The following is a 14,003-nucleotide window of genomic DNA, read 5'->3' as shown; positions in this document are numbered from 1 at the left end:
ATTGGTTATTTTAGATTGAATGTGTAAATGCCGCCGTATTCTACTTTCTCCATCATGATCTGGTGGAGGGGAATATTATTGAACAGATGCATGGCGCTTCGGATGATGCCTGCGTGCGTGATGATGATGATCCGTTGGTGTTGTGTTGCCTGTATATCCCTGATACACGCTGCAAAGCGGTCAACTAACACCTGTAAGGACTCTCCATTGGGAGGGGCCAGGTGGATATAGTCAGTCATCCAGGTATCCAGTTCATCCCGTGGGATATCATCCCATTTTCTGCCTTCCCAGTCGCCAAAGTGCAGCTCCATCAGGCGTTCATCGGTAATGTAAATGGGCGTGATGGCTTGCGCAAGTAACCTGCATCTTGTCAGCGGACTGCTATACACGACGTCATATTCCCTGGGCAGTAGTCGGATAATCCCTCGATGCTGCATAGGATAATCCGCAGGCAGTGGAACGTCTGTCTGTCCGTAGTTAGTCCCTTCGGGGAAATCCGGTTTGATATGCCTTATCAGATATAATTCCATATTGCCAGCACGCCTATGTAAAAGGTGATCTCATTCAGTTGTTGTGTAGCCCCGAGGCAGTCGCCTGTATAACCGCCGATCCATTTATGGAAGAAGCGGGCAAGATATAAAGTCAGTAATCCGCAGGGGACCACTACCAGCAATAGCAGGTAGGAGTAATGAAGCGCATATATCAGCAGGAACAGCGGTACCAGTCCGGTGACAAGGGCTATCAAGAGCCCTCGCCAGCTGATTTTCGTGGCCAGTGGTTTACTTTTGGCTGTTGCATCATCTTCTCTTGCATATTGCATATACCGTAGCAGGAATACCGGCATGGTGCGACTAAAAGCATGTGCGGTAATATACAGGAGGCAGAACGGCAACAGGTGTGTATTGATCATCAGCAAAGCCAGTTTCGCCAGCAGGCATATCTTCAGCAGTAATACCACGATAAGGGCGATGACGCCAAAGGCGCCGGTACGCGAATCTTTCATGATCTCCAGGATACGTTGTTTCGTCCATCCACCGCCGAATCCATCGGCTACATCAGCCAGGCCATCTTCATGGAAGGCACCAGTGACGAGTAGGGTAGCGATGAGGGAGAGGATAACGGCTGTAAAGATGTCCTTAAACAAACTGTGTGCAGCCGCAAAACAGGCAGCGCCTATAATACCTACCAGGATGCCTACCATAGGGAAGTAGCGGCTGGACCTGTTCAGATCAGCTGTATTGTGATCAATACCTTTGGGTACGGGTATCCGGGTAAAGAACATCAGTGCTGTCAGAAATATGCGGACCTCCTTTTTCATGCTTCTACTTTGTTGGATACGCCGGCAGATTCAAAGCTGGCCATTTCATTCAGGAAGGTCACTGCCGACAGGATAATGGGGTAGGCCACTGCAGCGCCTGTTCCTTCTCCTAAACGCATGCCCAGGTGCAGTAAAGGTACAGCTTTCAGGTGGCTGAGCATGAGGTGATGGCCCCGCTCATTCGACTGATGTGTGAAGATGCAGTAGTCCAGAATGTGTTCGTTTATTTTGGATGCTGTCAGCAGGGCAGCAGTCGAAATAAATCCATCCACCAGAATGATCATCCCTGATGCCGCCGCTTGTAGCATAGCGCCACACATCATAGCGATTTCAAAACCACCAAAGGTACTTAATACATTTATGGGCGTCTTGTCAATAGGCTTATGGCGGGCTATCGCTTCAGCTAGAATCGCTTTCTTTTTTGTCAGTCCTTCATCATCAAGCCCTGTTCCACGGCCAATGCATTGCTCGAGCGGAATGTCACCAAGCAGGCTCATAATGATAGCAGCAGCCGAAGTATTACTGATACCCATCTCGCCAAATCCAATCACATTACAGCCTTCCTGATGTATCTCGCGAACGATAGCAGCGCCTTTTTCCATGGCTTCGGCACATTGTACCTGTGTCATAGCCGGTTCGTGCAGATAGCTTTTGGTACCCATGCCTACTTTCGCATGTATCAGGCCGGGATGCTGATTGAAATCGAAGTTAACACCAGCGTCTACCACTCTGATCTGCATACCATTCTGCCGGGTGAATACATTGATGCCTGCGCCGCCTTGTAAGAAGTTAAAGACCATCTGGTAGGTCACTTCCTGCGGAAAGGGGCTGACGCCTTCTTTTGCTATACCGTGATCGCCTGCAAAGACAACAATGTTTGGTTGACGCAATACAGGTGTTAATGTCTGTTGTATACAGCCGATCTGTAAGGCGATATTTTCCAGCAACCCTAATGCGCCTAAGGGTTTGGTCTTGTTGTCTATCTTATGTTGCAGTGCTGCTGTAATGTCTTTATTGATTGGTGTAATGTTGAATGTTGCCATATAAAATGTCTGGTTACTTGTTATTTCAATGTGAGTGGAATACCCGATATGATCAGTGTTGCTTTATCTGCCCGTTGCGCGATATATTGGTTCATCCAGCCCTGCAGGTCGGCAAACTTCCGGCCTCCTTCTGTAGAGGCGTGTACGCCCATCCCTATTTCATTGGAGATGATGATCAGGTTAAAGTTCTGTTGTATAAATGCATCAAATTCCTGCTTTGCTTCAGCTAATGCTTTGTCTACATCGTAGTTGTTATCAACGAAGAAGTTGGTGAGCCATAAGGTGATGCAGTCCAGGACGACTGTTTTATTTGCGAGTTGTAGTTTGCTGATATTTTTTTCTTCTTCTATGTTCTCCCAGCGTGTGTCCCTGTTCTGTTTGTGCAGCAGGATACGGGCTTTATGGTCTTCATCCCAGATGCGGGACGTGGCAAGGTATACGGGGTGCTCTGACAGGAGTTGTGCCTGCTGGACCGCGTAATTTGTTTTGCCTGAGCGTTGACCGCCTGATATGTAGTGGATCATTTGATGGATTTTATATTGTTGCCAGGGGCTGATACGTTTTGTTGTAAATGTTGGTATCCGGCGCCGATGGCCATTGCCAGTTTTTCTGCGAATCCCAGTTTTACAAAACCGCTCTCATTGTCGATGATGGTGGTTTGTTTGATACTATTTAAATATTGTTTATAGTACATTACTGCTTCGCCGAACGGATCTGCTGTATTGCCTGTATTGATCCTTCCGTCGGTGAGAATGTACAGGCTTACTTGTTCCTGTATATTGTTTTTCAGCAATTGGCTAATTATGCCAAATCCCGCTCTCATGTTTGTCTTTCCTCCGGTGGTCAGCTGCGCCAGCGCATTGAGTAGTTCTTCCGCGTGCAGGGTGGGAACCGATAATAATGCTGCGTCTCCATTGTTGAGCGCTATTGCCGCATATTTTACCCGCTTTGTTTTATAACGGGCAATAGTCTGTGCAACGAGCCCTTTGATGTAAGCAATCTGTCTGTCTTTCACCATTGATCCGCTGGAATCAATCAGAAAGAATACATACATGCTTGCCTTTGACTGCTGGCGTTTATGCATGATGGCTACTTTATCATGTACCAGATAGTGTTTCACTGTTTCCAGTATGTCTATCTGTGTTGATGGAGCAGCTGTCTTTTGTTGGTGGCCCTGGCGGGGAAGGGATATCTTCAGTGTAACACCTTTCTTTGCCCCGGCAGACCGTGTTTTCAGCTGTACATATTGTTCCGTCTTCGCTGCCTGTAGCAGGTACTTTTTGCTGCTACTCAACTCATGCTGATCCTTATCGAGTCGCCCTCCTTTTCTTCTCTGGGGGATTGATTTTCCCTTTGCTGCTGAGAATTTTGTGTGGAGGAATAGTGTTTGGAACGATGAGACAATACAAAAGGCATCACCTTGTGAATGTCATCAGTAGTAACTTCCTTTTTACCAAAGAAGGCGGCATGTGCTCTTGCTGCTTTCAGGAGCAGGATATCAGCACGAAGACCTTCCACCTGGTATTGAATACAGGTATCTGCAATATTGGCCAGGATCATGTCAGAGTAGGAGACTTGTTTTAGTTGTTCCCGGGCATACATGATCTGTTGGACCAGTTGTTGCTCCTGCCTGTCGTATTTCTCAATAAAAGCAGGTGTATCTGTATCAAACTGTAAGCGACGGCTAATGATCTCCATACGGTCTATTCTGTCCATGGGTGTTTTCACGGTTACACTCAGGCCGAACCTATCCAGCAATTGTGGGCGTAGTTCGCCTTCTTCGGGGTTCATCGTACCGACCAGGCAGAATTTACTTTCAAACCATTGGGATACTGTATCCCGTTCCAGGTGATACGCTCCGCTGGCAGCAGCGTCCAGCAGTACATCCATCAGGTAATCATTCAGGAGATTGACCTCGTCGATATACAGGATGCCCTGATTGGCAGCCGCCAGAAGCCCTTGCTGTACTTCGGTTCTTTTTTCATTGATGAGGATATCCAGTCTGATAGTACCCAGCACCCTGTCTTCAGTAGCACCGATAGGCAAGTTGACAAAAGGAAAACCTGTGATGCAGCGTTGCATCAGGTGGCTAAGCCCTCTTACGGTAGTGGTCTTGCCGGTGCCTTTGTCGCCCAATGCCAGTACGCCTCCCAGTCCGGGATCTATCATACAGAGTATGAGTGCCAGTTTAAAGTCTTCTTGTGCATATATCGCTGTAAAAGGAAATGATCTCATCAAAAAGGCTTTATTGGTTAAGCGAAACTGTTATAGATCCAGAGGCAGCCTACGCCAATGGAGAACAGTCCCACGACAGCATTCAGCGATTTAAAGGCCAGCTGGTTGCGTTCTATGAATCTTGATACAGAAAAGGCCAGTACGCAGCTATAGGCGGTCATGGCCACTACGATACCGACACTTTGGAGGACGATGATACCAATGGCAATACTGGTACTGCTGGAGGCCATGATCAGCGCGATAGCACAGGCCCCGCCGGTTCCGGCCAATCCATGCAGCATGCCTACCCAGAAGGAACGGCTTAAAGGATTCATGGCGATCTCTTGTCCCTGTTTGCCGTGGATATGAAGTGCATTATTGATATGCTCATGTTCTGCAAAGACCTTATGGGTAGCCATCATCTGTTTTAGCTGATGATTGCGGCGTATGGCAGATATCCCCAGCCAGATCATCACCGGACCTACTACCATTTCAGCATAGGACGAAATGTCCAGGGGCAGCGCAGACTTGAGTAATAAGGCGAAGCAACTGAACAGGATCAGTGATGTGGAGTGTCCTAACGCCCATTGGGAAGAACGCCAGATCAGTTTTGAAAGGCCTATCCTGTTATTCGCCTTTTCCGATGCCAGCACAGATACGGCCGCCATATGGTCTGGTTCGAATGAGTGCTGGATGCCCAGCAGAATAGAGTCTGTAAATAAATATCCGATCATATTAAAAAGTTAGAATTGTATCATTTGCGTCAATCAGGAGGATCTGTAGTTGCACGTCTGGCGCCAGTGGTGCGCAGACGGCATAACAGCGGGCTGCCAATTCCCGGAAAAAGGGTTCCTCTTCATTGAAGGAGAACAACTCTGTCAGTCGCCGGGCCATGTTCAATTCCAGGATCGGCTGACATTGTTCCTCGCTATAACCGCAATCCCTGGCCAGTGTATAGATGAACTGTTTATCCCAGGAGGACTTCCCACTATGGGTATCCAGTTCGCCCTGGGCCAGTTTGGCGGCTTTTCCCAGCATGATGCCCATGGTCACCTTCTGCAGTGGCACGGAACGGATCTTTGCCAGCGTTTCCCCGATCCAGTTGCCGTACTGGATAAAGGCAAACTCCGGGAGGTGAGGAAAGCGTTTCCGCAGAATGTTTTCCGAGCGGCCGCCTGAATTGATGACGATCTCCCTGCAGTTGTTGGCCAGCGCCACATCAATGCCCTGCGTAATGCTGGCGATATAGGCGGAGGAACTGAAGGGCCTCACGATGCCGGTAGTGCCCAATATGGAAATGCCCTCTAAGATGCCAATACGGCTGTTTAAAGTCTTTTTAGCTATCTCAGTGCCGCCTATTACGAAAACCTCGATATTTACCCCTTTATTGAGCGAATAGCGGTGTGTCAGGAATTGGACTGCATCCGTCATCATTTTCCGCGGTACCGGATTAATCGCCGGTTCTCCTACTCCGATCGCCAACCCCGGAAGGGTGACTATCCCAACACCTTCCCCGCGGAAGAACCTTACTTCGGGCGTATCGTGGAACCACACCGTAGCACCGATAGTTGCTCCATGAGTGGCATCAGGATCATCTCCTGCATCTTTTATCGTAGTACAAGTAGCCTTTTCTCCGCTAAAAGAGCAGCTACTGATCCGGAAGGTAACTTTCTCACCCAGCGGCAGTGTGATCTCTATTTCGTTCACCGGTTCCTGTGTGATCAGGGCCAGCAGCGCTGCTTTTGTACAGGCAGTGGCACATGCCCCTGTGGTATAGCCTTGTTTCATGGCCCCTTCAGGCACCGGCTGCAGGCTCATGGCAATACCCTGTTGAGCCCAGCCATGAGTGATGCTTCATCGCTGACCAGTATGAAGGTGTCCGGCAGGGTAGGACGTTCAATGATCAGGATGGGAATACTACTTTGCAGTGCGGCCTGAATCTTGGTAGCCAGGAAACCGGATTCCCCGCTTTCTTTTGTCAGTATGCAGCTGATGTTGTATTGCCTGATAATGGCCAGTTCCTGTTCCAGATCATCTCCCGGCATTTCCTGTATTAGTTTTTCCTTTGGAAAACCAGCTTGTTCCGCCAGCGCCAGTGAGCTTTCCCTGGGCAGGATGCGGAAGATGGTATCATGCTTTTTCCAGTAGTCAGTCAGGGGAGCGATAGTCTGCACGCCCGTTAATGCCAGCAATCGTTTTACCGGATACTGTTCCAGCCATGCCAGTGCTTCCGTATAAGCCGCGCAATATTTCACAAGCGGATGCTTCTGTCGATCCTGATAACGGCGTTCAAACCGAAGCACCGGAAGTGACAATGCCTGTGCGCCCTCATGAATGGTAGCATGCAGTTGGGTGGCAAAAGGATGGCTAGCATGAATGATGGCTTTGATAGCATGCTCTTTGCAGAATGTCTGTAGCTGTGCTGCTGTCAATGCGCCATGCCGGTATCTGCCATATGGACCCGCCTGGAAGTCAATACTTGTTTTGGTGGAATAGTAATAGGGACATGCAACCTTCTCCAGGATGCCTGCCACTTTTTTACCTTCTGTTGTTCCGCCAAATACTAAGATCATCTAGTTTGTTTTTATTGCTTTTCCCGTTCTGAAAGTGTGCTTCCAGCTGGGATTATATAAATGTGAACGGTTCTTTCTGGCACCGATGGCTACGCCTACAATCACCAGTGTGGTGAGTGTTAGTTTATGCTCGCGTACGATCTGTGCCAGGTCTTTCAGCTGACCAGTATAGATCTCTTCGTCTTTCCAGCTTACCCGGTACAATACGGCTACCGGTGTTTCCGGATCATAATGTTCCAGCAGTTGCTCCTGTACCGACTTTGCAATGGTAGCACTCAGGAAGATGCACATGGTGGCTTTATGTTTAGCCATCTCATTCAGTTGCTCATGTTCCGGTAATGGCGTCTTACCAGCACCTCGTGTCAGGATGATGGTCTGCACCACTTCAGGGATCGTGAATTCTGATTTCAGGCTGGCAGCTGCTGCCTGGAATGAAGAGATGCCCGGCACAATAAAGTAGTCCATGCCCTTTTCATCGAAGATGGTCATCTGTTCCTGTATGGCACCATAAATACTTGGATCGCCAGACTGTAATCTTACTACCAGATGTCCTTTTGTATAATGTTCTTCCATTAGGCTGATCTGCTCTTCCAGCGTCATACTGGCGGAGTTCCTTACAATCGCTTCCTTCTTCGCATAGTGGGTGATCTCTTCCGGGATCAGGCTACCTGCATATAAGATCAGGTCTGCTTCTTCCACCAATTGTTTGCCTTTGAGGCTGATCAGCTCCGCATCTCCCGGACCGGCGCCCACAATGGCTATCATTGCTTTCCGGATCACCTGGCGATCAAGGGCAATAGCGATCGTATGTTTCTTGCCGGAACTAACAGTGAGTTTCTGCTTTTCTAACAGCAGTTCTTTGTTCCCTGACAGTAGCATCGCCGATGCTTCAGATACACTATGTACGCCCAGTTTGGATAGCACTACTTCGGATGGATTACGTACAGTCTGGGTATTCAGCTCATCTGCTGTATAAGTGACAAAGGGTATCTGTAGTTTTTCTGCCAATGAAATAAAGGCAGTTTCATCATGTTTTATATCAATGGAACCCATGGCCCTGACTGACTCAATAGCCAGTTCCTGTTCTGCAAACTGCTGATATACAGAAGCGGCCAACAGGTCTGTTTCGATATCGCGTGAGCAGCCCATTCCGATGCTTAATACCGACGGATGGAAGTACAACACGGGTATTGCCACCGGGTACTTTCTGTACGTCACGGCAATCAGCAATGCATACTTCGACAAGTCTGCCTGATTCAGGTCATAGAAGACATCCACAAAGGCAGGTAGGGTCTTTTCGAGATATGCCGTGCCTTTGTCTTTGATGTCGAGCAGCAGCGCTGTCGGTTGGTTATTGACAAATAGGGAAATAATACTGTTCATGTTTTGGGTGGCGGCCGGCTTCCATCCAAACTGCCCGGCCAGTGTGTCCAGCGACCAGATATCCTGTAGATCGCTGCTGGTGGTGATCACTGCCTGTGCACCAATAGCAGCGGCCAGTTTGCGGGTGATGTCATTGGCTCCGCCGAGATGCCCCGACACCACCGATTGTGCAAACAGGCCTCTGTCGTCGATATTAATGACGGCAGGATCTTCTTTTTTATCCTGTAAATATGGGGCAATGCTTCTCACACAGATGCCCAGCGCTCCGATGAATATCAATGTCTCAAAGGTGCTGAAATTGGCTTCCAGGAAAGTAGCAATGCTGTCTATATGTGTCGCCTGTTCATGATGACGGGTACTGACCAGCAGGGATTTCGGGAACTCTGTCCTGATCCTGTTGCCCAATGTAACACCGTTATCAGTGCTGGCTATGATGACTGTCTTACTCATGTTATCTCTTTTCTGCCGTTAGTATGGTGATAGGATTATGATCATCCACCTTTATTACTATTGGCGCTGATAATCTGTAATTAAATGCTTGTGTAATCTTCGTAAACTGATCCCTGCTTTCTTCCTTTACTGCATTCAGTACTATCCTGCCTTGTGAAGGAAGAATAACATCCAATCGCTGGATCAGCGCCTCCAGCCTGCCACCATGTCCGCCGATAAAAACAGCATCAGGCGAAGGGTAGCCGAGGAGATCTGTTTCAAAGAAGTCGCCCATTACCTTCGTAATACCCGGAGTGGAATGTCTGCGCATATTTTCGTCCATCAGTTCACTGCATTCTGGTCGTTGTTCAAAGGCCACAATACGCAGGTGTGGATATAAGCGTCTTGCTTCAATCGAAACAGAGCCCGTGCAGAAGCCAATATCCCAAAACACATTGCGTTCCGCCAGGTCCAGGCAGGAAAGACTGGTCAGGCGGATGGGCATTTTGGTGATCATGTTCGGACGGTTCTCCAGGCCATAAAAGAGATGATCTGGTATGCCATGAGAGAATGACCGTCTCGATGTTCTTAGCAGTATCACACAGTTGAGCGGATGGGCTGTATAATTGATCGCATCATTCAATTCAAATACGGTGGAAGTGTGATGAAGGCCTCCCAGGTCTTCACCTACGATCATCCTGTAATTGGTGAAATTGTATTCCAGCATACGTTGCGCAATAGCTGCCGGTGTTTTCAGCTGGTCTGTCAGTACGCCAAGTATTGGCGCCTGCCTGATCAGGGCACTGTCTAACTCGTCCCAGCTGCGTCCGTGTACAGAAACATTTACCAGACTGGCATAAGCGAGATTGTTCGCATGACAAAGCAGCTGTATGCTGTTGAAGTAAGGATAAACCTGCATATCAGCCGACGGATCAAACTTTTGTATAGTGCCTGCAAACCCGTAGAACAGCGGATCTCCGGAAGCAAATACCACTATAGGTCCATTATGATCGCGGAACTGTTCAAAAAGAGCGGGCATATTGCCCTGGATATCTATCCATTGATGATGTGCAGGCAGGTATTTCTTCACCAGTTCATAGTGCCGCTTACCACCGGAGAATACTTTGTGCGATGGCAGCAGGTGTCTGACGGCATCCGGCAGGATACAGTCAGGTTCATTTGATATGCCGATCACAATGTATTCCACTACTTATCATTTATGGTGAACGCTGCATTAACAATACTGGCGGCTACATTGCTACCGCCCTTGCGTCCCTGTATGATGACATAAGGTACGTTCTTCATTGCCTGTAATTTGAGCTTGGACTCTATTACGTTCACAAAGCCGACTGGCGCGCCGACTATCCCCGCGGGACTAAACCTGTTTTCCTGTAACTGATCACAGAGCTCAAAGAGTGCCGTTGGCGCATTCCCCACCACGAACAGTGCATCCGGATGTTTTTCTATTGCGATGCGCATGCCTGCCTGGCTGCGGGTTAGTCCTTCTTTTTCCGCCAGTGGTAATACTGCTTCATCATTCAGATAACAGTATACACTGGCATTGTATTTTTTCAGAAATTCCTTTGTAATTCCTGATTGCACCATGGTTACGTCTGTAACGATGGTACCGCCTTCCTTCAGATAGTTGTGCCATTGTGTGATGGCGTCTCTGTTAGAGAGGTAGAGGTCTTCGTATTCAAAGTCGGCCGTAGTATGAATACAGCGCATAATAGCCCACCTGTCAGCTTCTGTGACGTCTTCGCGTTTCAGCTGCGCAGCAATCTGGCGGAAGCTTTCGTCCTGTATCTCCTGACCGCTTTGCGGCTTTCTTGCCATATATCCGCGGGGGGTGACGAGGAAGTTTTTGAACTGGTAGGTTTGTGAGTTGCCGATCATCACAAGAGAGAACATATCAACATCTTCCACAGAGAGTTCTGCCAGTGTAGTAATAGTGATCTCTTCTTCTGGTCTTGTTACCTGCCGGATGATCGCGACCGGAGTACCCCGCTCCCGGTATTGCAGGAACAGTTCTTTAAAACGGGCCAGTTGCCAGTAACGTTTTTTACTCCGGGGATTATACAATGAAGTGACAAAGTCGCCGATGGCTGCTGCCTGTATCCTTTTTTCGATGACAGGCCAGGGGGTCATCAGATCGGAGAGTGAGATGCAACAGAAGTCATGTCCCAGTGGGGCGCCCAGTCTGCCGGCAGCAGCAATAAAAGCACTGATACCGGGGACGGTCTGCAGTTCAATCTCTTTATCAGTAAGTGTGCTGGCGTATTGATAAACAAGGGAAGCCATAGCATAGATGCCAGCATCACCAGAGCTGATCACCACTACATGTTTGCCCGGCTCACAACGATTAACAGCCAGTTCAGCACGGGCTTCTTCTTCTGTCAGGTCTTTCCCGATACATTCACAACCCGGTTGCAGGAGATGTGAGATGAACTGAAAGTAATAACTGTAGCCGATCACAATATTGGCTGTTGCCAATACCTGCTGTGCTACAGGTAGAATGTAATCCTTGCCGCCAGGTCCTATGCCAACTACACTTAGCTTCATATCCTTTTTAAAATGAGTAAAGAAAAGTAGGGGATCTCCCTTCCTTCCAAATCGTTTATATCTGTTGTAATGTATTGTTGTGCTGTGCCCAATCGTTCACAATAGACCATCTGCAGGCCAGCCTGATGAATGAGTGTACGGATTTCATGCAGTACGCTGCGCACTTTGATCAGCACTACTGTTTCAAACTCTTCCAGGTAGCGGGAGAGTGTATCCCTGTCTTTCATCCTGGGAAGAATAGCTATTTTCTCATTGAGGATAGCCAGGGATGATTGATGCTCGGCGGCGCCCAGTATAAAAGAAGGCACGCCGGCAATGATCTCCAGGTCCAGTTTATGCGCATGGATGTGTTGTAAGAGATAAGCGAACGTGCTATAGAAGGAGATATCTCCTTCACTGACAAATGCAACCTGGAGGCCATTGTGGTAGTCTGTCAGCATTTGCTGAAAGGTAGCTGCATAGGTCTGCTCGGCAGATTTGCGGTCGTCAGACATTTTTAGGAACATCCCTCGCAGCCTACTTTCTTCCAGCTGATAATGTTGTAGTATCTGTAACGAGTAACTGGTGGTGGTCCCATCAGGCAACAGCGATCCCGGATAATAGATCTTATCCGCCTGTTGCAGTGTCTGCAGACCCTTTACAGTGATCAGCAGCGGATCGCCGGGGCCTAATGAAACGCCATATATCTTTCCCTGTTTATGCATGTATCAGATACCGAGGATCTTTTTAACCTTTGTGAACACTGTTTTTCTATCACCGGGCTTTTCATCTTCTTCGAAGAGTATTCCTTTCACTGCCAGGTGATGGCCTACCTGTGGACTGCCTACAGCATCCTCAAACCCGAGGATCTGTGTACGATACTTGCACAACTGGCAGTTCATATCCGGATTGCCTTCTTCTACTTCTCTGATACGTTCATCAATGGTTTGCAGCAGCAGTTCATCACATTCGAAGGATGTTGTGGTGATGATTTCTTTATGGGACACTGTTCTGAATTCATCCAATTGCGCATAGATCTTTTTGAGCAGCACACCGGTGAACAGGAATACGGGCAATGCCGTGATCCTTTTGTATGGCAGATGTTCGATGACCGGCAACAGGTCTTTCAACAGAGGTTGTGTTACGCCTATGAAAGCAGTGGTAGAGAATCCGAAGCCCAGTCCTTCGCCCAACATGCGGGTGAGTTTAGCCACGTCTGAATTAGCGTCAGGATCAGAAGTGCCCCGACCTACCAACAGCAGACAAGCGTCTTTTCTGTCGAGGGCCGGTGCTGTTGCTTCTGCTTGTTCTATGAGTTGTTTCGCCAGCTGAAGGATGGAAGGCGTAATGCCGATATGGCGGCCCAATTTGATGGTCAGATCTTTATACTGACTTTGCAGCGTATTCATTTCATAGGGAATATCATTCTTGGCGTGGCCTCCGGCAAAGAGGATGGCTGGTACTGCGATGATCTCCCTTACGCCTGCCAGGTACATGCGCTCTACAGCGGCCGCGTATACCGGGTGGGAAAATTCCAGGAAACCATAATCCACCATCCTTTCGGGATAGCGTTTCTGCAGGAGTGCCACCAATGCCTTAAAGCCCTGGACTCCTTCGGGATCCCGGCTGCCATGACCACATATTAATATCCCTTTCATGAAATGACTTTATAATAGTCCGAGCGGATCCGGATACCTGAACGAATAGTTCAGCCGTTGCTTGATCTTATCGGAATTAATGATCTTAAAATGAGGATCTGTCGTAGCTGCGAAAGTGGGCAGTTCAAGTCCTGCTTTGGCCGCAGCCTTTGTATAGAATTCCCTTCGTGTGGGATGCATATCTGCACAGGCGTTAAAGATCTCTCCCCATGCCTGTTTTTCTATGATCCCGGTGATGAGCGCAATACAATCGTCCTGGTGGATGACATTGATGGGCGCATCGCCGTTCTCTACATTCTTTTTACCAGCCAGGAACCGTCCCGGCAGGCGGTCATATCCTATCAATCCGGCGAACCTGACGATGGTAGTGATCAGGTGAGGGTTCGTCCTGAATAGCTTCTCTACTGCCAGTAAAACCTTGCCGCTGTCTTTGGACGGTGGTGCTGTTTCGAGTTCAGTAACTTCCTGGTTCAGATCAGGATACACTGAGGTAGAGCTGATGAAGATGACGTGCTTTGCAGGACTTTTCAGTACCTGGTCCAGCAACAACTTCATCTGCGCCTGGTGATAGAATAGCACATCTTCCCGGCGGGAAGGAGGGATGTTGATGATCAGTATCTCACTCTCCAGGAAACCTGTGAGGTCATTACTGATAATACTTGTATCTGTGATCTCCACCTGGTAAGGTGTGATCTCTTTTTGTGTCAACTCTTCAAACCTTTCAGTCTGGGTAACGGAACCTTTTACGGCATAACCTTCCCGTACAAGGTGTGCTGCCAGTGGTAATCCCAGCCAGCCGCAACCAAGAATGCTGATCGTATTTGTCGATGTCTGTGTAGTCATA

General features: G+C 48.4%; 15 protein-coding genes. All 15 read right to left on the bottom strand.

Annotation, left to right across the window (positions count from 1 at the left end):
• Positions 1-5: 5 nt before the first annotated feature.
• From cobC to CLV42_RS23330, 15 genes are read right to left on the bottom strand one after another with little or no spacing between them, the layout of a single operon-like run.
• Positions 6-530 (bottom strand): alpha-ribazole phosphatase, encoded by a 525-nt coding sequence (gene cobC, locus CLV42_RS23400; protein WP_106604353.1) that lies wholly within the window; start codon positions 528-530, stop codon positions 6-8.
• The gene (locus CLV42_RS23395) at positions 515-1,318 is read right to left on the bottom strand and encodes an adenosylcobinamide-GDP ribazoletransferase (RefSeq protein WP_106604352.1); all 804 of its coding nucleotides are present in this window, start codon (positions 1,316-1,318) and stop codon (positions 515-517) included. The genes cobC and CLV42_RS23395 overlap by 16 nt, the downstream gene beginning before the upstream one ends.
• The gene (gene cobT / locus CLV42_RS23390; RefSeq protein WP_106604351.1) at positions 1,315-2,361 is read right to left on the bottom strand and encodes a nicotinate-nucleotide--dimethylbenzimidazole phosphoribosyltransferase; all 1,047 of its coding nucleotides are present in this window, start codon (positions 2,359-2,361) and stop codon (positions 1,315-1,317) included. The genes CLV42_RS23395 and cobT overlap by 4 nt, the downstream gene beginning before the upstream one ends.
• A 20-nt stretch (positions 2,362-2,381) precedes the next feature.
• Positions 2,382-2,885 carry a bifunctional adenosylcobinamide kinase/adenosylcobinamide-phosphate guanylyltransferase gene (locus CLV42_RS23385; protein ID WP_106604350.1) on the bottom strand — a complete coding sequence of 168 codons (504 nt, stop codon included), beginning with the start codon at positions 2,883-2,885 and terminating at the stop codon, positions 2,382-2,384.
• Positions 2,882-3,655, bottom strand: a complete 774-nt coding sequence (locus CLV42_RS23380; protein WP_106604349.1) for a vWA domain-containing protein — start codon at positions 3,653-3,655, stop codon at positions 2,882-2,884. Before CLV42_RS23380 ends, CLV42_RS23385 begins: the two co-directional genes overlap by 4 nt.
• Positions 3,652-4,596 carry an ATP-binding protein gene (locus CLV42_RS23375; RefSeq protein ID WP_106604348.1) on the bottom strand — a complete coding sequence of 315 codons (945 nt, stop codon included), beginning with the start codon at positions 4,594-4,596 and terminating at the stop codon, positions 3,652-3,654. Before CLV42_RS23375 ends, CLV42_RS23380 begins: the two co-directional genes overlap by 4 nt.
• Before the next feature lie 17 nt (positions 4,597-4,613).
• On the bottom strand, positions 4,614-5,309 hold the full coding sequence (locus tag CLV42_RS23370) for a hypothetical protein (RefSeq protein ID WP_106604347.1): 696 nt from the start codon (positions 5,307-5,309) through the stop codon (positions 4,614-4,616).
• A 1-nt stretch (position 5,310) separates the two neighbouring features.
• Positions 5,311-6,393, bottom strand: coding sequence for a cobalt-precorrin-5B (C(1))-methyltransferase (locus tag CLV42_RS23365; protein ID WP_106604346.1), 1,083 nt, complete (start codon positions 6,391-6,393; stop codon positions 5,311-5,313).
• Positions 6,390-7,148: a precorrin-6A reductase gene (cobK, locus tag CLV42_RS23360; RefSeq protein ID WP_106604345.1), complete on the bottom strand. Its 759-nt coding sequence runs from the start codon at positions 7,146-7,148 to the stop codon at positions 6,390-6,392. The genes CLV42_RS23365 and cobK overlap by 4 nt, the downstream gene beginning before the upstream one ends.
• Entirely contained in the window at positions 7,149-8,981 is a 1,833-nt protein-coding gene (cobM, locus tag CLV42_RS23355) for a precorrin-4 C(11)-methyltransferase (protein ID WP_106604344.1), read from the bottom strand. It abuts the gene before it with no gap.
• A 1-nt stretch (position 8,982) separates the two neighbouring features.
• Complete coding sequence (gene cbiE / locus CLV42_RS23350; RefSeq protein WP_106604343.1) at positions 8,983-10,167, bottom strand: precorrin-6y C5,15-methyltransferase (decarboxylating) subunit CbiE; 1,185 nt, start codon at positions 10,165-10,167, stop codon at positions 8,983-8,985.
• Positions 10,167-11,522, bottom strand: a complete 1,356-nt coding sequence (gene cobJ, locus CLV42_RS23345) for a precorrin-3B C(17)-methyltransferase (RefSeq protein ID WP_106604342.1) — start codon at positions 11,520-11,522, stop codon at positions 10,167-10,169. The genes cbiE and cobJ overlap by 1 nt, the downstream gene beginning before the upstream one ends.
• Positions 11,519-12,226, bottom strand: a complete 708-nt coding sequence (gene cobI, locus CLV42_RS23340; protein ID WP_106604341.1) for a precorrin-2 C(20)-methyltransferase — start codon at positions 12,224-12,226, stop codon at positions 11,519-11,521. The genes cobJ and cobI overlap by 4 nt, the downstream gene beginning before the upstream one ends.
• A 3-nt stretch (positions 12,227-12,229) precedes the next feature.
• A complete protein-coding gene (locus CLV42_RS23335) occupies positions 12,230-13,159 on the bottom strand; it encodes a sirohydrochlorin chelatase (protein WP_106604340.1) in 930 nt (309 codons plus the stop codon).
• 9 nt (positions 13,160-13,168) lie between these two features.
• A complete protein-coding gene (locus tag CLV42_RS23330; protein ID WP_106604339.1) occupies positions 13,169-14,002 on the bottom strand; it encodes an SDR family oxidoreductase in 834 nt (277 codons plus the stop codon).
• Position 14,003: the final 1 nt, after the last annotated feature.

The sequence above is a fragment of the Chitinophaga ginsengisoli genome (genome assembly GCF_003014595.1).
In the GTDB taxonomy this organism is placed as follows: domain Bacteria; phylum Bacteroidota; class Bacteroidia; order Chitinophagales; family Chitinophagaceae; genus Chitinophaga; species Chitinophaga ginsengisoli.
This window is presented reverse-complemented; position numbering and strand designations above follow the sequence as displayed.